Genomic DNA, 19,411 nt, shown 5'->3' with positions numbered 1-19,411 from the left:
AATGCTCGAAGCGGTGCTCAACCTTGATCTAGAGTCCGGAGGTATGGCGACAATCCGCCCCGCAGGAGAGCGGGGAGACGGCGTCGAGGTCATACTCACCGACGTCAATCCCTATGGGAGCCGCACCCTGGTGGTCGAACGCGACGAGACTTCCTCGGTAGCTTACCTGTGCGGGTCCGGAGGCATGGTGCACGGAGCGGCCTGGCTGGCCAACCACGGCCCGGCCCCGGCCGAGATCGACCTGGAGCGCATGAACTCCGGGCTGCCTCCGGTGGTGCCCCGGGCGAACACCCGGCACCCCGGCGGCAGGCCTCCGCTGGGCACACTGCGACCGCTGTGGTTCGAGGAGGGCGACGGCGTCGCCCTGTACGAGAACGACGAGCTTCTCGCCGTCATTCCTGGCTGGGCGGACATGAGCAGGGGAATGCCGGGCTACTCCCGGGACGCGGTGGGCGAGTCGCCGTTCGCCTGGTCGCTGGAGGAGGCTTACGACGGCCTCGCCTCCCGGCTGGCCAAGGCGCAGGCCTACTGGCAGTGGCGCGGGGGCAACGGCGCCTGGGCGACGTTCCAGCAGTTCGTGATGGGCCATCTGGACCGGAAAATCGGGACCGCCGGCAGGTTCTGGGACGCCGGAGGCGGCCGGCTGCCCACGGTGGGCATCACCGAGCGCCCACCCGAACAGGGGCGGAACCACACGATCCTGTCCACGGTCGGGATGAGCTGCCAGCGGATGCCCACCGTGGAGCAGTACATCGACAGGCCGGAGGCCTACGCCCGGGTGGAGCTCGCCGTCGCCTCTCCCGGTGACGCACGCGACGCGGCCCGGCTGTTCCTCTGGCTGGCACAGTATCCATGGCACTCGGTCACCTGGCTGGGCCACGGCCACACCGCCAAGTGGTACCACCGGCCGGAGACCTTCCCCCTCGGCTCCGCCTACAGCGGCGTCATGATGCTGGCCGAGCTGCCGGGACTACCCGAGCTGTCGGGTTTCACCTTCGGCGGCGACGCCGTGCAGTGGCTCTGGCTGATCCCGATCACCGCCGACGAGCTGCGCCTGGTCACGGCGGAGGGATACGGCGCGCTGGTCCCCCGGCTGTCCGCCGCCCGGCTCACACGGGCGGGGTGAACGGTCTCCGTCCCCTGCTCACGGACGAGGTGAGCGACCCCCGCCTCTTCGATGCGCACGTGGGGTGAGCGTCTCCGCCGCCCAGACCACGAGCAAGGTGTGGGCGGCCTCCTCCTCTCGCCCCATGGGCGAGCGGAGCTCAATTCATAAGGGGGTGAGCGGTCTCCGCCGCTGGATCACACCAGCAAGGTGAGAAGCACCCAGACCGGAATCAGTGCGACGACCAGGGAGTCGAGGCGATCCATCATGCCGCCGTGACCTGGCAGGAAGCTGCTCATGTCCTTGACGCCGAGGTCCCGCTTGATCGCCGATTCGATCAGGTCGCCGAGCGTGGCGAAGACCACCACGACCGCGCCGATCAGCACGCCCTTCCAGACGTCCTCCTCCAGCCGCCAGGACACCAGCCAGCCGCCCACGGCCATGCAGGCCAGCGCGGAGCCGGCGAAGCCCTCCCAGGTCTTCTTCGGGCTGATCAACGAGGACATCTTGTGCTTGCCGAAGGAGATTCCGGCGAAATATCCGCCGATGTCACTCGCGACCGTGGTGGCGATGAAGACGAGCACCAGATCCGCACCCCGGTTGCCCTGCTCACCGTGAACGGCGAGCAGCAGCGCCGCGAATCCGGCGAGCAGCGAGGGATAGACCAGGACCAGGATGGTCGCGGTGATGTCGCGGACGTAGTTCTCGACGCCCTGGAACATCCGCCAGAACATCAGCAGAAGCACCGTCATCGCGAAGCTGCCGAGCAGCCACGCGGTCCCGCCCCAGTAGGCGCCGCCGATCATGACGGTCATTCCCACGAGGGCGGGGATCAACGGAATGTTGATTCCCCGGGTCGCGAACGACCGGACCAGCTCTGTCACGCCGATGCCCACCGCCGCGATCATCACGGCGAGGAAAAGCACCTTTACGAAGTAGAGGGAGGCGATGGTGACCGCACCCAGGGTGGCACCCACCGCGATCGCAACGGGAAGATTCCTGCCGGTACGGCTACTACCCGCCGCGGGTTCCAAGGCGTCCTACTTTCATACACAAAATCCTTGTCCCGCGCGAAAAGCCCACGCGGGACAAGGATCGTGGCTCAGACTTCGAGCAGCTCGGCTTCCTTGCGCTTGAGCAGCTCGTCGATCTCGGCGACGTGCTTCTGAGTGAGATCGTCGAGCTCCTTCTCGGCGCGACGCACCTCGTCTTCACCGGCCTCGCTGTCCTTGACCATCTTGTCGAGGGTCTCCTTGGCGTGGCGGCGGATGGTGCGGATGGAGACCTTGGACTGCTCCGCCTTGCCGCGGGCAACCTTGATGTACTCCTTGCGGCGATCCTCCGACAGCTCGGGGAAGGACACGCGGATGACCACGCCGTCATTGCCGGGGTTGACACCGAGGTCCGAGTTGCGGATCGCCTTCTCGATCGCACCCATCGAGCCCTTGTCGAAGGGCTGGATGATGATCATGCGAGCCTCGGAGGCGTGGAACGAGGCCAGCTGCTGAATGGGAGTGGGCGTCCCGTAGTAATCAGCGGTGATCTTGTTGAACATCGACGGGGTGGCCCGGCCCGTGCGGATGCCGGCGAAGTCGTCCTTCGCCACCGACACGGCTTTGTCCATCTTGTCCTCGGCTTCGAGGAGGGTTTCGTCGATCACAGCGGCTCCCTGTCTTCTCGGTCACTCACCATTCCTCGCTCACTTCATGGGACGCTCCTACGTCGCGCACCACTCCGCTCGCTCCGTCAGGCTCGCTCTCCACCTACGGGTCGCTTACCTTCCTCACTCACATCGCGGGACGCTCCTACGTCGCGCACCACTCCGCTCGCTCCGTCAGGCTCGCTCTCCACCTACGGGTCGCTTACCTTCCTCACTCACATCGCGGGACGCTCCTACGTCGCGCACCACTCCGCTCGCTCCGTCAGGCTCGCTCTCCACCTACGGGTCGCTTACCTTCCTCACTCACATCGCGGGACGCTCCTACGTCGCGCACCACTCCGCTCGCTCCGTCAGGCTCGCTCCCTATTTCCCTGCCGGACTCACCAGCGTGCCGATCTTCTCACCACGCACCGCCCGCAGGATGTTGCCCTCACCCATGAGGTCGAAGACCACGATGGGCAGGCTGTTGTCCATACACAGGCTGATTGCGGTGGCGTCCATGACACCGAGACCACGGGTCAACACCTCACCATATTCGAGGTGATCGAATCGGACGGCGTCGGGGTTCTTCCGGGGGTCCGCGTCGTAGACGCCGTCCACCTGGGTGCCCTTGAGCAGCGCCTCGGCACCGATCTCCAGTGCGCGCTGCGCGGCGCAGGTGTCGGTGGAGAAGAACGGCGACCCGAGCCCCGCCCCGAAGATGACCACTCGCCCCTTCTCAAGGTGGCGGATGGCGCGGCGGGGCAGGAAGGGCTCGGCGACCTGCTGCATGGTGATGGCCGTCTGGACGCGGGTGCCGACGCCTCGCTTCTCCAGGAAGTCCTGGAGGGCCAGGCAGTTGATGACCGTGCCGAGCATCCCCATGTAGTCGGCCCTGGCGCGGTCCATGCCGCGTTCGGACAGGGCGGCACCCCGGAACATGTTGCCGCCGCCGACCACGATCGAGACCTGTACGCCCTCGCTGACGGCCTCGGCGATCGAGTCGGCGAGATGACCCACGACGCCCGGATCGATGCCCAGCGGTTCACCTCCGGCGAAGGCCTCGCCGGACAGTTTCAGCATGACCCGCTTCCAGCGAAGCGGGTCCGAATACGACGAAACCGCCGACGTAGCGGGTTCCGGGTTCTCCTGCACGGCGGCGGCCTCCTCGTTTAGTGCTCTACTGAGAGCTGGATCAAGATTTAAGCCTGGCCGACCTTGAAGCGGACGAAGGCCTGGACCTTGACACCGTTGTCGTCGGCGAACTTCGCGATGGACTTCTTGTTGTCCTTCACGAAAGCCTGCTCAAGCAGGGTGAAGTCCCTGTACCAGCCGTTGATCCGTCCATCGACGATCTTACCGATGGCAGCCTCGGGCTTGCCCTCCTCGCGGGTCATCTCCTCGAAGAGCGCGCGCTCCTTCTGGATGACGTCGGCGGGGACCTCGGCGGAGCTGAGGTACTTCGGAGCCATCGCGGCGGCGTGCTGCGCGATGTCCTTGGCGACCTCGGCGTTCGCGCTGTCGAGCTGCACGAGAACGCCGACCGCCGGGGGAAGCTGGGGGTCGGTCTTGTGCATGTAGGCGCCGATGAAGCCGCCCTCGAGCACCGCGAAACGGCGGATCTCGATCTTCTCACCGAGCGCGACGTTAGCCTCGTCCAGGTGCGTCTTGACGCTGCTGCCACCGAGGTCGGAGTCGAGCAGCGCGGGAACGTCGGCGGGCTTGGTGGCCAGGATGTGCGCGACGACCTGAGCCGCGAGCTCCTGGAAACGCTCGCCCTTGGCGACGAAGTCGGTCTCGCAGTTGAGCTCGAGCAGCGCGGCGGCGGAGTCGCCATCCTGCTTCAGAGCGACCAGGCCGTTGGAGGCGGTGCGAGCCTCGCGCTTGCCAACGTCCTTGGCGCCCTTGAGCCGCAGGATCTCGACGGCGCGGTCGAAGTCGCCCTCGGACTCCTCAAGAGCCTTCTTGCAGTCCATCATGCCGGCGGCGGTCAGCTCACGAAGCCGCTTCACGTCGGCCATGTTCACGGAAGCCATTGTCTTTTCCTCGTCGGGATCATCACTGATCTCAGAAGTCGGCATGAGATCAGGTAGCTGGGTGGATCAGGTGGGTGCCCTCATGTGAGGACACCCACCCGGAAGGGTCGTGCGGTTCGTACGGCCGGGCCGTACGAGAAGAAGCGACAGACGGCGAAGCGACGAAACTACGCCTGCTCGTCGGTCTTGTCGGCGGGCTTGGCCTCGGCCTCGGCGGCGGCCGGAGCGGCCTCCTCGTCGGCGACGGTCTCGGCGGCCGGAGCGTCCTCGACCTCAGCCTCGGCGACCTCGGGGGCCTCCGTGGCCTCGGCAACCTCGGCCTCGGCGACCTCGGAGGTCTCGGCGTCAGCCTCGGCGGCCGGAGCCGCCTCGGCGACGCTCTCGGTGCTGCCGGTCAGCAGCTCCTGCTCCCACTCGGCCAGCGGCTCGGCGCCACCGGCGACGGCCGGCTTGTCGTCGCCGCGGTTGGCACCGGCGCGGGCCATGAGACCGGCTGCGACGGCGTCGGCGACGACGCGGGTCAGCAGGCCGACGGCGCGGATCGCGTCGTCGTTACCCGGGATCGGGTAGTCGACCTCGTCCGGGTCGCAGTTGGTGTCGAGGATCGCGACGACCGGGATGTGAAGCTTGCGGGCCTCACTGATCCCGATGTGCTCCTTCTTCGTGTCGACGATCCACACCGCGCTGGGGATCCGGGACATGTCGCGGATACCGCCGAGGGTGCGCTCCAGCTTCTCCTTCTCGCGGCGGCGCATGAGGAGCTCCTTCTTCGTGAGCCCCGAGGCGGCCACGTTGTCGAAGTCGACTTCCTCGAGCTCCTTCAGACGCTGGAGCCTCTTGTGCACGGTGGAGAAGTTGGTGAGCATGCCACCCAGCCAGCGCTGGTTGACGTACGGCATGCCGACGCGCGCGGCCTGCTCGGCGATGGCCTCCTGGGCCTGCTTCTTCGTGCCGATGAACATGATCGTGCCGCCGTGCGCGACGGTCTCCTTGACGAAGTCGTAGGCCCGGTCAATGAAGGCCAGCGACTTCTGCAGGTCGATGATGTAGATGCCGTTGCGCTCCGTGAAGATGAAACGCTTCATCTTCGGGTTCCAGCGACGAGTCTGGTGACCGAAGTGAACGCCGCTTTCCAGCAGCTGTCGCATGGTGACGACGGGGGTGGACATGTGATTGTCCTCCAGGTCGGGGCGCCCATCGCTGGGCGCAGTTCTCGGTTTTGACGCGACAGCCTGCGGCTGTCGCCCTGATACCCCGAACCGGATCCAGCCGGGCTCTCACCCGGACCGAGGGACCGCGGTTCTTTATGGGGCATGCGAAGTCGGCCCATGAATACAGGCCATCGAAAAGTCTACCCGTTAACGGGCCTTACCTTGACCTCAGCGGCCTCAGCGCGTCAGACCTCCCTATCCCTCTCGCGGCAGCCCATGCGGCCGGCGTACGACGCGGGGGAAAAGACTCACCTGCGCCTCGGAGATCCGCACCCCGGTGGACGCCTCGGACCTGTCCCTGACGGAGACCAGGTAGGGGGCGAGCAATTCGTCGATCTGCTCACCCAGCCGCTTCAGCTCCTCGGCGTCGACCAGCAGGACCGTGCGGTGGAAGACCGAGGCATCGCGCCACTCCTGGGACTCCCTGTCGTGGTTGTCCAGCGCCCGGGTCATCTCATCCGCCGCCTGGTCGCGCACGATCTTGATCAGCAGTTCCTTGGCGCTGCGCACCTCCGGGAGGTCGTCCACCTCGGGGGTGACGGTCAGACCCGAGCCGCCGTGGCGCCACAGACGCTCCCTGCCGTCACCGCGCGCGGGCGCATCCTCGACGAAGCCGTATTTGGCGAGCATTCGCAGGTGATAGCTGGCCGCGCTCGGTGTGACCCCGACGACCTCGGCGACCTCGGTCGCCGTGCCGGGGCCCTCCTGGAGCCGGGTCAGGATCGCGAGCCGCGCGGGGTGCGCCAGCGCGCGCATCGCCGTGGGATCGGTGAGCGGCCTCCGTACCTGGGTCATGGGAAGACCGTACCCATTTCAGGTCTGAAGTATTGCCTTCACAACTCTGAAGGGTTACTTTCATAAATATGAAGCGTTCCCTTCAGACCCCCCGGAAGGCGCCGTGAACCCCGTGCTCCAGCAGATCCCTCTCAAGAAACAGCGCGACTACCGGCTGCTGCTCTCCGCCCGCGCCGTCTCCGAGACCGGTGCCGAGGTCTCCCGGCTGGCCATACCGCTGACCGCCGCCATCCTGCTCGGCGCCTCCCCCGTCCAGATGGGCATCCTCACCGCCGTGACCTCGCTGCCCTACCTGCTGATCGGGCTCCAGGCGGGCGCCATCGCCGACCGGCTGGGACGGCACCGGCCGGTCATGATCGCCTGTGAGGTGATCTCGGCCGCGGCCATGGCCACGATCCCCGCGGCCTGGATCGCCGGGCTGCTGACCGTGCCGTGGCTGATCGCGATGGCGTTTGTCGTCGGCACCTGCTCCGTGATCTTCCGGGCGGCCAACTTCCCGCACCTGGTCACGGTGGTCCACGAGAGCCAGCGGACCGAGGCACTCGCAGGCTTCCAGTCGGCCTACGCCCTCGCCAGCGTCGGCGGTCCCGGACTCGCCGGACTGCTCGTCCAGTTGGTCACGGCGCCGTTCGCGATCCTGGCCGACGCGGTGTCGTTCCTGGTCTCGGCGTTCCTGATCCGAAAGATCGCGGCACCGGAGAACCGCACCCCCGCTCCCCCGCGTGGGATGTGGATCGAGGTCCGCGAGGGTCTGCACGCGGTGGTCCGGCACCCGACGCTCCGCGCACTCTGCGGCTGCGGAATCACGATCAACTTCTTCGGCAGCGTGTACATGGCGTTGTTCGTGCTCTACGCCCTCGACGTGATCGGCCTGCCCGCGGGACTGGTCGGCGCGCTCACCGCCTTCTTCGGCGTCGGCGGCCTGATCGGGGCGGCCGTCACCCCGCGCCTGGTCAGAAGGTTCGGCGAGAACCGGATGCTGGCCTACTCCGTACTGCTGTTCCCGATCGACTTCGTGGTCGCGGCGCTCGCCTCCGGCCCGGTGTGGGGCAAGTTCCTGCTCATGTCCGCCAGCGCGCTGATCAGCGGCATGGCCGTCGTGTTCTTCGCCGTCTGCATGGGCGCCGTCACCCTTCGCGAGACCCCCGCCGAACTGATGGGCCGGGTCAACGCCACGTTGACCTTCACGATCCAGGGCGTTCTCACCTTCGGCGGCCTCACGGGCGGCCTGCTCGGCAGCCTGCTGGGGCTGCGCCCGGTGCTGTGGATCGGCGCGGTAGGAGTCCTGCTCACGATCCCGTGGATCTGGCTCTCCCCGCTCCGCCACTTCTCCCCGCGAGAAGCACGATGACTCCGGCGGCCGGTCTGACCATGGCTTCACCACCGGGGCTTCACCGACATGGCTTCACCACCAGGCGGGCGGATGCTCCCCCTGCCTGGGCGGCGGGCTCGACCAGTACGGCGAGGCACCGTCGATCGTGCCGGGCGGCCGGAGGTAGGCGAGCCTGCCGAAGGTGCCGTCCATCTCCTCCATCAGATCGGAGACGTCCGGATCCGGCGTGCCCGCCCCGTCGACCCGGCCGAAATCATCCAGCCACTGCGCGGTCCTGGCCAGGGAGAGCCGAACCCGCCACGAACCGCCCTCGACCGGGCGGCGGAACAGCGCGGCCATCGCTCCGAATGCCGCCAGGTAACCGGTGGCATGGTCGAGGACCTGGGCGGGCAGAGGATGCGGCCGCGATCCACCGCCACCCTCGTGCGCGATGCCACACGCCATCTGGACCAGACTGTCGAACCCGCGCCTGCCCGCCCAGGGGCCGCGCGAGCCGTACGCCGAGATGTCCACGCACACGATTCCGGGTCTGATCGCGGCCAGCTCCCGGGGGCCGAAGCCCAGCGCTTCGAGGGCGCCCGGCCGATACGACTGCACGAACACGTCCGCCCCAGCGACCAGGTCGCGCAGCGCGGCGGCTCCGGCGGGAGTCCTCAGGTCGAGCCGGCAGGACCGTTTTCCGAAAGCGGTGCTGATCACCAGACCCGGGACCTCGGGCAGGTGCTCGGCTCCCACCCTGAGCACCTGGGCTCCATGGGCGGCCAGGAAACGTGTCGCCACCGGTCCCGCGAGCACCCTGGTCAGGTCCAGCACCCGCACCCCGCTCAACGGCCGCTCCCGTGGGCCCTCGTCACCGGGCCAGGCGGGGCCGGTGTCATCGATCCGGGTCAGCTCGATGAGCGGCGACTCGGCGATCACACGGGCCTGCGGGTGCCCCCGCCACTCTGCGCGGCTGCGCATCGCCGCCGCGCATCCCTCGGCGGCCGTCACGGACTCCTCGACCTCGACGGCGGTACGGCGCGCGCAGGCCTGGGCGACGGCGTCCCTGTCCGCCCCTGCGGGCAGCCCCAGCGCCGCGAGAACCGCGTCACGATGGTGATCGAAGTTACAGTGCAGCCGGACCCAGCCATCCGCGGTCCGGTAGTCACCGGAGAGCGCGGCCCACAGTTCCCCGGTGGCGCCGTCGATTCTGAAGTAGCGCTCGTCACGGAAGGCGACCGCGGCCTCCCGCACGTCCACCACGACCTCCCGGGCCTCGTCCACCGCGGCCTCCCGTGCCTTCCCCAGGAGAGCCGAGGCCGCGGCGGTGGCGGCGCCAACGGCGACAGCGGCGGCGGTACCCACCCGGAAGACGGAAGGCAGCACCGGGTCGTCCCCGGTACACCTGACCGATGGCAGCTCGACCCCCACCTCAGTGGCCAGCTCGTGGATGCGATCCTCCACCATGTTCTCCTCGATCACGCCGCTCTCCTCGGTCAGGTCGGTCTGGTAGGCCGGTCCGGTTGGACCGGCTCTCTTCTCAGACCCACGTTCCTCAGGTCGTCACTTTTCGGACCGGCGCCTCCCATGACCGCCACCCCTCAGACCCCCACCCCTCAGACCGGCGCTTCCCAGACCCCCATCCCTCAGACCGGCACTTCCCAGACCCCCATCCCTCAGACCGGCACTTCCTCGACCTGCGCTCCTCGGACCGCCACCCCTCAGGCCGGTGTTTCCCAGACCTGCGCTTCTCGGATCGGCCTCAGAAGATCGGTTCTCTCCTCAGGCCGGCGCTTCTCAGAAGACCGGTTCGTCGGTCCACAGCCCCATGTCGCCTGTCCACAGAACCCCACTCGGTCCGCTCGCGTCCCCGTGAGGTCTCCATCCTCGGGTGCGTGAATTCTCTCCGCGCCTCCGGGGTCCGAGCTCTGATGTCCGCGCTGCTGTTCGCCGTACCGGGAACAGCGGGGCCGCACACCCTAACCAGCGAAATGAGCCATGAGAGGGCACCCGAGCCCTCCGCCCGCTGGGAGTGGCCGCTCACCGGCCGGCCCCAGGTGATCCGAGGCTTCGCACCGCCGCCGCAGCCGTGGCTGAGCGGGCATCGGGGAGTCGACCTCGCCGCGACGCCCGGCGCTGAGGTCCGGGCGGCAGGACCGGGGATCATCGGCTACGCCGGACCACTCGCCGAGCGGGGCGTGGTCACCGTGCTCCACGCAGGCGGCCTGCGAACGACCTATCTTCCCGTCCAGCCGTCGGTACGGCGCGGGCAGACGGTGAGCGAGGGCGAGGTGATCGGCGTCGTGCAGGACGTTCGCGGACACTGCCCGGCCGTTTGCCTGCACTGGGGCCTGCTCCGCGAGCACCTGTATCTCGACCCGCTGCTCCTGCTGGGCCACGGCCAGGTCAGGCTGCTCCCCTCCCGGCCATGACCCCGGACGCCGGGGCCATCGAACACGACGGCGGCCCCGGCGTCCATGAACATCACCAGGCACGGCGATGCCTCCTGCCATCCGGCCGGCCGAGTGAGCCGGCGGGATCGGAGGCGCTGGATGGAACGTATTGCCAAAGGCGATGTCCGGAGAGCTCACGTCCCCTCTGCGGCCGGTCGTCATGCCTGGCGACCGGTCGTCATGCGCATGCGAACCCCCATGGGAATCGTCATGCGCATGCGAACCCGCCATGGGAAGAGGTCAAGGACGCTCGGGGCGTAGGCGCCAGCCTCGGGATCCGCGCTCCACGTATCCGGCGGCGGCCAGGCCACCAAGACAGGAGAGCACCGTCTCCAGGTCGACGCCCGCGTCCACCGCTATCGTCGCCGGGCCCACCCCGATCCGGGCGGGCATGGCCTCGAGGACCCGCCGCGTCTCCGGGTCCAGCTGATCCCGGGGAAGCACCGGGCCACGCGGCTCGGGAGCCAGATCGGCGCCCATCGCGCCGACAAGCTCGATCATCTCTTCCGGAGCGGTGACACAGGTGGCCGTTCCCTGACGGATCAACCGGTGGCATCCGGCCGAGTTCTCCGAGGTCACCGGCCCTGGAACGGCGGCCAGGTGACGGTTCAACGCGATCGCGTGCTTCGCGGTGTTGAGCGCCCCGCTGCGCACGGCCGCCTCGATGACCACGGTGCCCCGCGACAGCGCGGCGATGACCCGGTTGCGGACCAGGAACCGCAGCCGGGTCGGGTGGGCGCCCATCGGGCACTCGCTCACCAGCACGCCCTGCGAGCGCACGGCCGCGAACAGCTGATGGTGCGCGCTGGGGTAGGCGATGTCGGTGCCGCAGGCGAGCACGGCGACAGTCGCCGTCTCACCTGCCAGGGCACCACGGTGGGCCGCCCCGTCGACGCCGTACGCCCCGCCCGAAACGACACCCCAATGTCGCTCGGCCAGCCCGGCTCCGAACTCCGCCGCGATATGCGTCCCGTAGGGTGTGGCGGCCCGCGAACCGACGACCGCGACGGATCGGAGGCAGGAGAATCGCAGATCGGCCTCACCGTGGAGCCAGAGAGCGTGTGGCCGGGAGTCTCCCAGGTCGTCCAGTTGGGTCGGCCACTCGGGATCGCCGGGGATCACCAGCCTGGCGCCTCCCCACTCGCCCTCGGCCAGATCTCTGACGGCGTCGGCCGTCTCCAGCCGAGCCGACCAGGAGGCGAGCATCCGAGCGAGCCTGGCGGCGGGCTGCCCATCCTGCGATCCGGCCGAACTCCTGCGATGGGAGCTCACGAACCACCGGGTGAACTCGGGATCCAAGGCCCTCTCACGGATCTGTCCGACGGCGGCCTCCGGGCCGTAGGAGGCGACGAGCCTGCCCATCACGGCGTCTCCCGGCTCGGCCAGCCGCAGCAGCGTGACCCGTGCGAGCCTGTCGCTCACCATTCTTCCCCCAGCCACAGTCCGAGTGCGGAGTTGGTCTCGTGGAGCTCGGGCTCCTTCTTGCCCCCGAGATCGGCCAGGGTCCAGGCCAGTTTGAGCACCCGGTCGAGCCCGCGGGCGCTCAACCGGCCGCTGTCCAGTTGCTGGAGGAGAGGGAACATCGCCTTCGGCGGCGGCCGGTATTCGGTGTGGAGCGCACGGGTGGGCACCTCCGCGTTGCACCGCCACGGCGTGTTCGCCAATCGCTTGGCGGCACGCTCGCGCGCGACCAGCACCCGCTCGGCCACCACCCGGCTCGACTCGATGAACCGGCGGTCGGCGAGGAGCTCACGCCTGGTCGACCGGTGGAGGCTGACCTTGACGTCCACGCGGTCCAGCAACGGGCCGGAGAGCCTGCCCAGGTAGCGGCGCCGGACCGTGGGAGTGCACCTGCACGGGTCACTGGCGACGGACGGCTGCCCGCACGGGCACTTGTTCGCGGCCAGGACCAGCATGAACCTGGCGGGGAACGTGACCGAGCCCAGTGCCCTGGAGACCGTCACCCTGCCCGACTCCAGCGGCTGCCTGAGCGAGTCGAGCACGGCCATCGGATACTCGGGGGCCTCATCCATGAAAAGGACTCCCCGATGAGCGAGCGAGACCGCGCCGGGGCGGATCATCCCGCCGCCACCGCCGATGATGGCCGCGACGGTCGCGGTGTGGTGGGGCGCCATGAAGGGCGGACGGATCAGCAGCGGGCGGTCCTGGGGCAGCACTCCGGCGACCGAGTGGATCGCGGTCACCTCAAGGGCCTGATCCAGTTGCAAGGGCGGGAGCAGGGTGGGCAATCGCTCGGCGAGCATCGTCTTGCCGGTGCCGGGAGGGCCCAGCATCCAGAGATTGTGCCCACCGGCGGCGCAGACCTCCAGCGCGTGGCGGGCGAGGGGCTGGCCCGCCACGTCTCCCAGGTCGGGGAGTATCGCGCCGGGGCCCGAGGAGGCTCCATGCCCGGCTGAGAACCCGGGATCGGCGAAGGAGCCGGGCCCGCCCGAGGACCGGGAGAATCCGGGCACACCGGAGGAGGCCGGCCGCGCGCCGGTCCCTGCCCCGCCGGGGCCGGATCCTTCGGCGGGCAGGCCGTCGAATGGATCGTCGCTCCGGAGCCAGCTCACCAGCTGCCCCAGGGTGGCGGCCGGGATCACGGTCACATCCGGCACGAGACCGGCCTCGGCGGCGTTGCGTGCGGGGACGACGACGGTGCGGGCGCCGGCGGCGACGGCCGCCAGCACTGCGGGGAGCACGCCTCGCACCGGTCTCACGGAGCCGTCGAGACCGAGCTCACCCAGGAAGAACGGCTCGGCGACCTTGGCGATGGGCACGACTCCGGCCGCCGCCAGCAGGGCTACGGCGATCGCGACGTCGAACATGCTTCCTCGCTTGGGCAGGCTGGCGGGAAACAGGCTGACGGTGATCCGCGCGTCGGGCCATGTGTGACGGCTGTTGACCACGGCCGAGCGAACTCGATCTCGTGCCTCGCTCAGCGCGGTGTCCAGCATGCCGGTGAGATGGAGACCGGCCATGCCGTTGCCCACGTCGGCCTCGACCTCGACGAGGTGGCCTGTCACGCCGATCAGCGCGACACAGTGTGTGCGTGCGACGGCCACTCACGCCACCCCCTGGAGGTGGCGGATGATCCAGGACAGTCCGGGAGAGGTCTTCGGAGGCATCTAGCTCATCCCCCGCTCATGGCGGATGACGAGGTCTCCGGCGAACCGCTCCAGCGCGATGACATCGATGCGGACCGCGTCGAACCCCTCGGCCTGCTCGCCCAGCCATCTGCCCGCGAGCCTGCGCAGGCGGGCGATCTTCGCCTCGGTCACCGCCTCGAAGGCGGTGCCGTGAGTGCGGCCGGACCTGGTCTTCACCTCTACCACGACGAGCGTCCGCCCCTCGCGGGCGACGACGTCGATCTCTCCGTCCGGGCACCGCCAGTTGCGATCCAGGATCTGCATGTCGTGTGCCAGCAGATAGTCGACGGCGACCTGCTCACCGTGCTTACCGAGCTCATCCTTCGTGGCCATGGAACCACCTCCGGTTCCAGACCTTCGCTCAGTTCACCACGGCCCCGAGGAGCCGAATCCGGCTCTGTGGACACACAGCCACCAGAGGTCACGCCTGTGGACAACTCTCAGCCGACCGCGAGCCGCACTCCTCGAAAAGTGCTCGCGGAGCACCGAGCGCCTACGGAGCAACGCTCGTCAAACAGCGCTTCAGGCGCGGCAGGCGGCACTCGCCAAGCGCCCCAGCGCATACGGACCAGAACTTACGGGGCCGCGCTCGTCGGGCAGCGCCCCTCGATCGGCCGGTGAGGACTCGTGAAGGACGTCTCAGCCGGAGAAGCCCTCCTTGGGCATCTGCAGGTCCGGCTTGGCGAGCTCCTCGACGTTCACATCCTTGAAGGTGACCACGCGCACGTTTTTCACGAACCTCGCGGGCCGGTACATGTCCCAGACCCAGGCATCCTGCATCTTCACGTCGAAGAACACGTCGCCGTTCTCAGCTGTGCGGACGTCCAGATCGACGGAGTTGGTGAGATAGAAACGCCGCTCGGTCTCCACCACATAGGTGAACAAGCCGACGACGTCACGGTACTCACGGTAAAGCTGCAGCTCCATCTCGGTTTCGTACTTCTCGAGATCCTCTGCGCTCATACCGGTCCTCCTGTTAAACGCCCTCCCCGGCCCGCCCGATCAGGCGACACCGGCCCCCACTTCATTCTCACCCATCACCCCGCCCGCCCCTGACCGCGCCACCGTCGAGAAGGAGAAACGGTGATCCGGACAAGGGCCGTAAGTCTCAAGGGCCCTGCGATGATCTACGGTGCCATACCCCTTGTGTACGGCGAAGCCGTATCGGGGATGGCATTCGTCCAGCGCGATCATCATCCTGTCTCGTGTTACCTTGGCCACGATCGAGGCTGCGGCGACGCAGGCCGCGACCTGGTCACCCTTCCATATGCCGAGTGACGGGACGGGCAGCCCTGGGACGGGAAACCCGTCGGTGAGCACATAACCAAACTCACAGGATAGCCGCGCCACGGCCCGGCGCATTCCATCGATGTTGGATTTGTGGAGGCCCCTCGTGTCGATCTCGCCCGGTGGGATCACCACCAGGCCTATCGCCTCCGCCGTCGCCGTGATCCGCTCGTACAGCGCCTCGCGCCGGGAGGCCGTCAGCAGCTTGGAATCGTTCAGGCCGTCGATCGGACGGCCCAGCACCACCGCGGCGACCACCAGTGGCCCGGCGCAGGCCCCTCTACCGGCCTCGTCGACTCCCGCCACGGGACCCAGCCCGCGGCGCGTGAGAGCCCGCTCATAGCCGTACAGTCCCGAATCCCTCCGGACCACACTGGGTCTGGGGCGAAACGCAACCGTCATGGCACCACGGCAGACAGAGCAACCATTCCCAGAGAGTACGCCCCATCCGGCGCATTCGGTACTGCTATCTCACCTTGGTGAACGACTTGGTGAACGTCTCGGGCGTCGAAAGGATGGTCGCCCTGGAGAACGGCCAGTAGATCGCGAAGGCGCGACCGACCACGTCGTCCTCGGAGATCGTCCCGTCCCCCTCGTGCACCTCGTGGTCCCGGGAGTCGGCGGAGGCCGAACGGTGATCGCCCATGACCCACAGGCGCCCCTTGGGCACGACCTTCTCGAACGGATCACCCGAGGGAAAGTCCATGGAGTACAGGTAGTCGCCCTCGTCGATCGGCACCCCGTTGACCGTGATCCGCTTCTGGGCGTCGCAGCACTTCACGGTGTCACCGCCGATCGCGATGACCCGCTTGATGGTGTCTTCGTTGTTCCAGCCCTTGAAGACGACGATGTCTCCGCGTTCGGAGGCGCCGTGCAGCTTGTTGACGATCACTCGGTCGTGCTCGACGAGGGTGTTCTCCATGGACTCCGAAGGGATCCAGAACGACTGGAAGACGAAGGCCTGGAGCAGCAGCGCCACCACCACACCGCATACGAGCAGGAAGATCGACTCGCGCAGGCCGCCCTTTCCGGATGACTTTTTCCTCTTGCCCTTCTCGGGCTCGTTTTCCTTCTTGGCCTCGGGGTCAACGGTCATGAGGTACGGCTACCGCCTTGAAAGCCAGCGACGACGCCACAGCAGCAACGGCACGGCCCCCGCGAAACCGGCGAGGAGCGGAGCGGCTCCCGCCGCCGCGGAGGCGGCCTTGAGAGCCGGCTGGCTGAAGGTGTCTGGAATGGGAAGAATAGTGGCCCTGGAGAAAGGCCATACGATCACGAAGGCCCGGCCGATCACCTTGTCCACCGGGATCGTCCCCCCACCGGGGTCACCCTGGTGGGAGCGGGAGTCGAGGGAGACAGAGCGGTGGTCGCCCATCACCCACAGGCGGCCCGGCGGCACTTTGACCTCGAACTCCGATGTGGACGGCTTTTCGCCGGGGTAAAGGTAGCTCTCCTCGTCGAGGGGGACCCCGTTGACCGTGACCCGGCCCTGTACGTCACAGCACTTCACCGTGTCGCCGGCGACGCCGATGACCCGCTTGATGTAGTCCTTCTCACCGGGCACCACGCCGAAGGCCGTGCCGACCCAGCGGAAGAAACCGGCCACCGGGTTGGACGGCTCCTCGAACTGCACCTCGCCGTCCCAGGATTCGACTCCGGAGAAGACCACCACGTCACCGCGCTCGATGTCACGGATCCGGTAGACGGGCTTGTTGACCAGGACCCGGTCGTTGACGAGAAGGGTGTTCTCCATCGACTCCGAGGGGATGTAGAAGGCCTGGATCACAAAGGTCTTGATTATGAGCGCGAGGACCAGTGCGACGACGACCAGGACTGGCAGCTCTTTCCAGAAAGAGCCCTTTTTCTTGTCCTTGTCACCCTTGGCAGGCTTCTGCGTTTCTTCGGCGACCACGTCCACCTCGTCCTCGACAGGTCGACGCGAAGCTGCGCCGTACTCCCGGTCTTCGCTAGTCATCGCTGACGAGCCTAGATGATGCCCGAGGTCAACCGTTCGCGTGGTGGGGTACGTACAGCTATGCGTCTTGCCATAGGAGGCCAAACCTCCTTACATGCGTCTGGCCCGCTCCCAGAGAATAGAGGGTGCGGGCCAGGCGAAGGCTACCGGGCGCTCTAGCGCGCGTCGCGCTTCTCGCGGATGCGGGCGGCCTTGCCGCGCAGGTCGCGCATGTAGTAGAGCTTGGCGCGACGGACGTCGCCGCGGCTCACGAGGGTGATCTTCTCGATGACCGGGCTGTGCACCGGGAAGGTCCGCTCGACACCGACGCTGTAGCTGACCTTGCGGACGGTGAAGGTCTCGCGGGAGCCACCGCCCTGGCGGCGCAGGACAAAACCCTTGAAGATCTGGACACGGGAGCGGCTGCCCTCGATGACGCGGACGTGAACTTCGAGCGTGTCACCAGGACGGAAGTCCGGGACATCGGTGCGGAGCGCGGTTTTCTCGAGCTCGCTGATCAGCGTGTGCATGGCAGTGCTACCTCATTTACGCGCGCACGCGGAGGTCCACCCGACCGCGATGAGGCGGCATCATGATGGACACACGTGCTGAAGTGGATGGTCTCCTGGAAGCCGGAGTCGCTCTACCCGGCAGTGCGCGCCGACCCGTGAACGACCGACGACAACGCTTCAGTCTGCCATATCTTCGCGGCAGACTGAAAACCAACCCGTCCGAACGCCTCGGCGGACCGCGTCGAAAGGCGAGGCGGGACGGACGGGGCCGCCGGTTGGGCGCTCGGCCCACGGCCAGGCCGTGACGATCGAACGGGCAGGTCAGGGCTGGGTGGGGAGTCCGAGCTCCGACAGAATCAGCCGATCGTGCTTGTCCAGGCTCTCCGGATCGAGCATGGCCAGCAGCTCGGGACGGTTCGCGGCGGTACGGCGGAGCGCCTCGTCCCGCCGCCACCGGGCGATCTTGCCGTGGTGCCCGGAGAGCAGGATCTCCGGGACCTCGTGCCCCCGCCACTCCGGCGGCTTGGTGTAGACGGGACCCTCGAGAAGGTTCTCCATCGCTCCCGGCGCGAACGAGTCGTCCACGGCCGAGCGGACATTGCCCAGGACTCCGGGCAGCAGCCGTCCGACCGCCTCGAGCATCACCAGCACCGCCACCTCGCCACCGGCGAGCACGTAGTCGCCGATGCCGACCTCGTCCACCCGCATTCGCGAGCCGTACTCGGCCATGACCCTGGAGTCGATGCCCTCGTAGCGGGCGGGGGTGAACAGCAGCCAGGGCTCCGAGGCGTACTCCATCGCGAGCTTCTGGGTGAAGGGCACTCCGCTGGGGGTCGGCACGACGATCCTGGGCGGGGTGGCCGGATCGGCGGCGAGGACGGCGTCGATGGCCTCGCCCCACGGGTCCGGCTTCATGACCATGCCCGGGCCGCCGCCGTAGGGGGTGTCGTCAACGGTGCGGTGCACGTCGTGGGCGTGGTCGCGGAGCTGGTGGAGATGGATGTCGAGGATGCCGCGCTCGCGGGCCTTGCCGATGAGGGAGACGTCGAGCGGGGCGAAGTATTCGGGGAAGATCGAGATGACGTCGACACGCATGTCAGGCGATCGCATCCGGGTCGAGCAGTCCGGCCGGCCCGTCCACGACGAGGATGCCCTTGTCGAGGTCGATGACGGGAACCAGCGCCTTCACGAAGGGCACGTAGACGTCGGCCTTGCCGCGCCGTACGACCAGCAGGTCCTGGCCGTGGTGGAGCACGTCGGACACCTCGCCGACCCGCTCGCCGTCGGGTGTGACCACGGCGAGGCCGATGAGCTGGTGGTCGTAGAACTCGTCGGGGTCCTCGGGCGGCGGGATGTCGGCCGAGTCGATGACGAGCATGGTGCCGCGGAGCTCCTCGGCCTGGTCGCGGTCGTTCACGCCCTCGAACCTGATCAGCAGGGTTCCGGAGTGCCAGCGCACGGACTCGATGAGCAGCGGGCCGGTGGACGCCGGTTCGGTGGCGATGGCCGCTCCGGCGACGAACCGCTTGTCGGGCTCATCGGTGCGCACCTCCACGGACACGTCGCCCCGGAGTCCGTGCGGGCGGCCTATCCGTCCTACGACAAGCTGCACGCCCGCCTCCTCAAATATTTGTGTGTCACGAAAAGAAGATGGAAAGCAGACGGGTCACCCACGCTCGGTGGGTGACCCGTTCGCTTGGTGGATCTCGTGTCGGCTAGCGGGCCTCGTTCAGATCGAGCAGATCGACCCGAACGTACTTGCCGTCGCCCAGAGCGTTCACGACAGTGCGAAGCGCCTTGGCCGTACGGCCGCCACGGCCGATGACCTTGCCGAGGTCCTCGGGGTGGACCCGGACCTCAAGCACACGCCCGCTGCGAATGCGGCGGCCGTGAACCTGGACCTCGTCGGGATGTTCGACGATGCCCTTCACCAGGTGCTCGAGGGCCTCCTCGAGCAC

The 19,411-nt window shown here is 68.0% G+C and carries 21 protein-coding genes; 3 read left to right on the top strand and 18 right to left on the bottom strand.

Features of this window, described 5'->3' with window-relative positions; genetic code table 11:
* Window positions 1–43: 43 nt before the first annotated feature.
* The gene (locus DKM19_RS07515) at window positions 44–1,126 is read left to right on the top strand and encodes a suppressor of fused domain protein (RefSeq protein ID WP_110695072.1); all 1,083 of its coding nucleotides are present in this window, start codon (window positions 44–46) and stop codon (window positions 1,124–1,126) included.
* Between the two features lie 176 nt (window positions 1,127–1,302).
* Here the strand turns inward: DKM19_RS07515 and DKM19_RS07510 are convergent, their stop codons facing one another.
* The 6 genes from DKM19_RS07510 to DKM19_RS07485 form a co-directional block, all read right to left on the bottom strand.
* Window positions 1,303–2,139 carry a phosphatidate cytidylyltransferase gene (locus tag DKM19_RS07510; protein WP_239514131.1) on the bottom strand — a complete coding sequence of 279 codons (837 nt, stop codon included), beginning with the start codon at window positions 2,137–2,139 and terminating at the stop codon, window positions 1,303–1,305.
* A gap of 68 nt (window positions 2,140–2,207) precedes the next feature.
* Window positions 2,208–2,765 carry a ribosome recycling factor gene (frr, locus tag DKM19_RS07505; protein ID WP_110695070.1) on the bottom strand — a complete coding sequence of 186 codons (558 nt, stop codon included), beginning with the start codon at window positions 2,763–2,765 and terminating at the stop codon, window positions 2,208–2,210.
* Window positions 2,766–3,128: 363 nt separating this feature from the next.
* On the bottom strand, window positions 3,129–3,827 hold the full coding sequence (gene pyrH / locus DKM19_RS07500; RefSeq protein ID WP_239514130.1) for a UMP kinase: 699 nt from the start codon (window positions 3,825–3,827) through the stop codon (window positions 3,129–3,131).
* 119 nt (window positions 3,828–3,946) lie between these two features.
* Entirely contained in the window at window positions 3,947–4,780 is an 834-nt protein-coding gene (tsf, locus tag DKM19_RS07495; protein ID WP_089208059.1) for a translation elongation factor Ts, read from the bottom strand.
* Between the two features lie 167 nt (window positions 4,781–4,947).
* Window positions 4,948–5,949 (bottom strand): 30S ribosomal protein S2, encoded by a 1,002-nt coding sequence (rpsB, locus tag DKM19_RS07490; protein ID WP_110695069.1) that lies wholly within the window; start codon window positions 5,947–5,949, stop codon window positions 4,948–4,950.
* A 237-nt stretch (window positions 5,950–6,186) separates the two neighbouring features.
* Window positions 6,187–6,786, bottom strand: a complete 600-nt coding sequence (locus DKM19_RS07485; RefSeq protein ID WP_110695068.1) for a helix-turn-helix transcriptional regulator — start codon at window positions 6,784–6,786, stop codon at window positions 6,187–6,189.
* Between the two features lie 103 nt (window positions 6,787–6,889).
* Between DKM19_RS07485 and DKM19_RS07480 the strand changes: the two genes are divergently transcribed.
* The gene (locus DKM19_RS07480; RefSeq protein WP_239514129.1) at window positions 6,890–8,137 is read left to right on the top strand and encodes an MFS transporter; all 1,248 of its coding nucleotides are present in this window, start codon (window positions 6,890–6,892) and stop codon (window positions 8,135–8,137) included.
* A gap of 54 nt (window positions 8,138–8,191) precedes the next feature.
* Here DKM19_RS07480 and DKM19_RS07475 read toward each other — a convergent pair whose 3' ends face one another.
* A complete protein-coding gene (locus DKM19_RS07475) occupies window positions 8,192–9,580 on the bottom strand; it encodes a CoA transferase (RefSeq protein ID WP_204358694.1) in 1,389 nt (462 codons plus the stop codon).
* Between the two features lie 509 nt (window positions 9,581–10,089).
* On the opposite strand from DKM19_RS07475, the gene DKM19_RS07470 reads away from it, so the two are divergent.
* Window positions 10,090–10,530, top strand: coding sequence for a murein hydrolase activator EnvC (locus tag DKM19_RS07470; RefSeq protein ID WP_204358693.1), 441 nt, complete (start codon window positions 10,090–10,092; stop codon window positions 10,528–10,530).
* A gap of 261 nt (window positions 10,531–10,791) precedes the next feature.
* Here the strand turns inward: DKM19_RS07470 and dprA are convergent, their stop codons facing one another.
* From dprA to DKM19_RS07415, 11 genes are all read right to left on the bottom strand, one after another.
* Window positions 10,792–11,976: a DNA-processing protein DprA gene (gene dprA / locus DKM19_RS07465; RefSeq protein WP_204358692.1), complete on the bottom strand. Its 1,185-nt coding sequence runs from the start codon at window positions 11,974–11,976 to the stop codon at window positions 10,792–10,794.
* Window positions 11,970–13,616 (bottom strand): YifB family Mg chelatase-like AAA ATPase, encoded by a 1,647-nt coding sequence (locus DKM19_RS07460; RefSeq protein ID WP_110695066.1) that lies wholly within the window; start codon window positions 13,614–13,616, stop codon window positions 11,970–11,972. Before DKM19_RS07460 ends, dprA begins: the two co-directional genes overlap by 7 nt.
* Before the next feature lie 63 nt (window positions 13,617–13,679).
* Window positions 13,680–14,033: a YraN family protein gene (locus DKM19_RS07455; protein ID WP_110695065.1), complete on the bottom strand. Its 354-nt coding sequence runs from the start codon at window positions 14,031–14,033 to the stop codon at window positions 13,680–13,682.
* 306 nt (window positions 14,034–14,339) lie between these two features.
* Window positions 14,340–14,663: a DUF2469 domain-containing protein gene (locus tag DKM19_RS07450; RefSeq protein ID WP_089208053.1), complete on the bottom strand. Its 324-nt coding sequence runs from the start codon at window positions 14,661–14,663 to the stop codon at window positions 14,340–14,342.
* 39 nt (window positions 14,664–14,702) lie between these two features.
* Window positions 14,703–15,389 (bottom strand): ribonuclease HII, encoded by a 687-nt coding sequence (locus DKM19_RS07445; protein WP_089208052.1) that lies wholly within the window; start codon window positions 15,387–15,389, stop codon window positions 14,703–14,705.
* Window positions 15,390–15,453: 64 nt separating this feature from the next.
* On the bottom strand, window positions 15,454–16,083 hold the full coding sequence (gene lepB, locus DKM19_RS07440) for a signal peptidase I (RefSeq protein WP_110695064.1): 630 nt from the start codon (window positions 16,081–16,083) through the stop codon (window positions 15,454–15,456).
* A gap of 9 nt (window positions 16,084–16,092) precedes the next feature.
* A complete protein-coding gene (gene lepB / locus DKM19_RS07435; RefSeq protein ID WP_110695063.1) occupies window positions 16,093–16,962 on the bottom strand; it encodes a signal peptidase I in 870 nt (289 codons plus the stop codon).
* A gap of 155 nt (window positions 16,963–17,117) precedes the next feature.
* Entirely contained in the window at window positions 17,118–17,471 is a 354-nt protein-coding gene (gene rplS, locus DKM19_RS07430) for a 50S ribosomal protein L19 (protein ID WP_089208049.1), read from the bottom strand.
* Window positions 17,472–17,774: 303 nt separating this feature from the next.
* A complete protein-coding gene (gene trmD, locus DKM19_RS07425) occupies window positions 17,775–18,548 on the bottom strand; it encodes a tRNA (guanosine(37)-N1)-methyltransferase TrmD (RefSeq protein ID WP_110695062.1) in 774 nt (257 codons plus the stop codon).
* Between the two features lies 1 nt (window position 18,549).
* Entirely contained in the window at window positions 18,550–19,065 is a 516-nt protein-coding gene (gene rimM / locus DKM19_RS07420) for a ribosome maturation factor RimM (RefSeq protein WP_110695061.1), read from the bottom strand.
* A 103-nt stretch (window positions 19,066–19,168) separates the two neighbouring features.
* Window positions 19,169–19,411, bottom strand: coding sequence for an RNA-binding protein (locus tag DKM19_RS07415; RefSeq protein ID WP_089208046.1), 243 nt, complete (start codon window positions 19,409–19,411; stop codon window positions 19,169–19,171).

Origin of the sequence: Streptosporangium sp. 'caverna', assembly GCF_003203775.1 — a bacterium.
GTDB lineage: Bacteria > Actinomycetota > Actinomycetes > Streptosporangiales > Streptosporangiaceae > Streptosporangium > Streptosporangium subroseum.
This window is presented reverse-complemented; position numbering and strand designations above follow the sequence as displayed.

Bases quoted from the DNA above. Each gene is read 5' to 3' on its own strand.
- trmD (WP_110695062.1), bottom strand. From the start codon at position 18,548: ATGCGTGTCGACGTCATCTCGATCTTCCCCGAATACTTCGCCCCGCTC.
- rplS (WP_089208049.1), bottom strand. From the start codon at position 17,471: ATGCACACGCTGATCAGCGAGCTCGAGAAAACCGCGCTCCGCACCGAT.
- DKM19_RS07455 (WP_110695065.1), bottom strand. From the start codon at position 14,033: ATGGCCACGAAGGATGAGCTCGGTAAGCACGGTGAGCAGGTCGCCGTC.
- DKM19_RS07515 (WP_110695072.1), top strand. From the start codon at position 44: ATGGCGACAATCCGCCCCGCAGGAGAGCGGGGAGACGGCGTCGAGGTC.
- DKM19_RS07450 (WP_089208053.1), bottom strand. From the start codon at position 14,663: ATGAGCGCAGAGGATCTCGAGAAGTACGAAACCGAGATGGAGCTGCAG.
- DKM19_RS07470 (WP_204358693.1), top strand. From the start codon at position 10,090: ATGAGCCATGAGAGGGCACCCGAGCCCTCCGCCCGCTGGGAGTGGCCG.
- lepB (WP_110695063.1), bottom strand. From the start codon at position 16,962: ATGACTAGCGAAGACCGGGAGTACGGCGCAGCTTCGCGTCGACCTGTC.
- DKM19_RS07445 (WP_089208052.1), bottom strand. From the start codon at position 15,389: ATGACGGTTGCGTTTCGCCCCAGACCCAGTGTGGTCCGGAGGGATTCG.
- rpsB (WP_110695069.1), bottom strand. From the start codon at position 5,949: ATGTCCACCCCCGTCGTCACCATGCGACAGCTGCTGGAAAGCGGCGTT.
- dprA (WP_204358692.1), bottom strand. From the start codon at position 11,976: ATGGTGAGCGACAGGCTCGCACGGGTCACGCTGCTGCGGCTGGCCGAG.
- tsf (WP_089208059.1), bottom strand. From the start codon at position 4,780: ATGGCTTCCGTGAACATGGCCGACGTGAAGCGGCTTCGTGAGCTGACC.
- lepB (WP_110695064.1), bottom strand. From the start codon at position 16,083: ATGACCGTTGACCCCGAGGCCAAGAAGGAAAACGAGCCCGAGAAGGGC.
- DKM19_RS07485 (WP_110695068.1), bottom strand. From the start codon at position 6,786: ATGACCCAGGTACGGAGGCCGCTCACCGATCCCACGGCGATGCGCGCG.
- pyrH (WP_239514130.1), bottom strand. From the start codon at position 3,827: ATGCTGAAACTGTCCGGCGAGGCCTTCGCCGGAGGTGAACCGCTGGGC.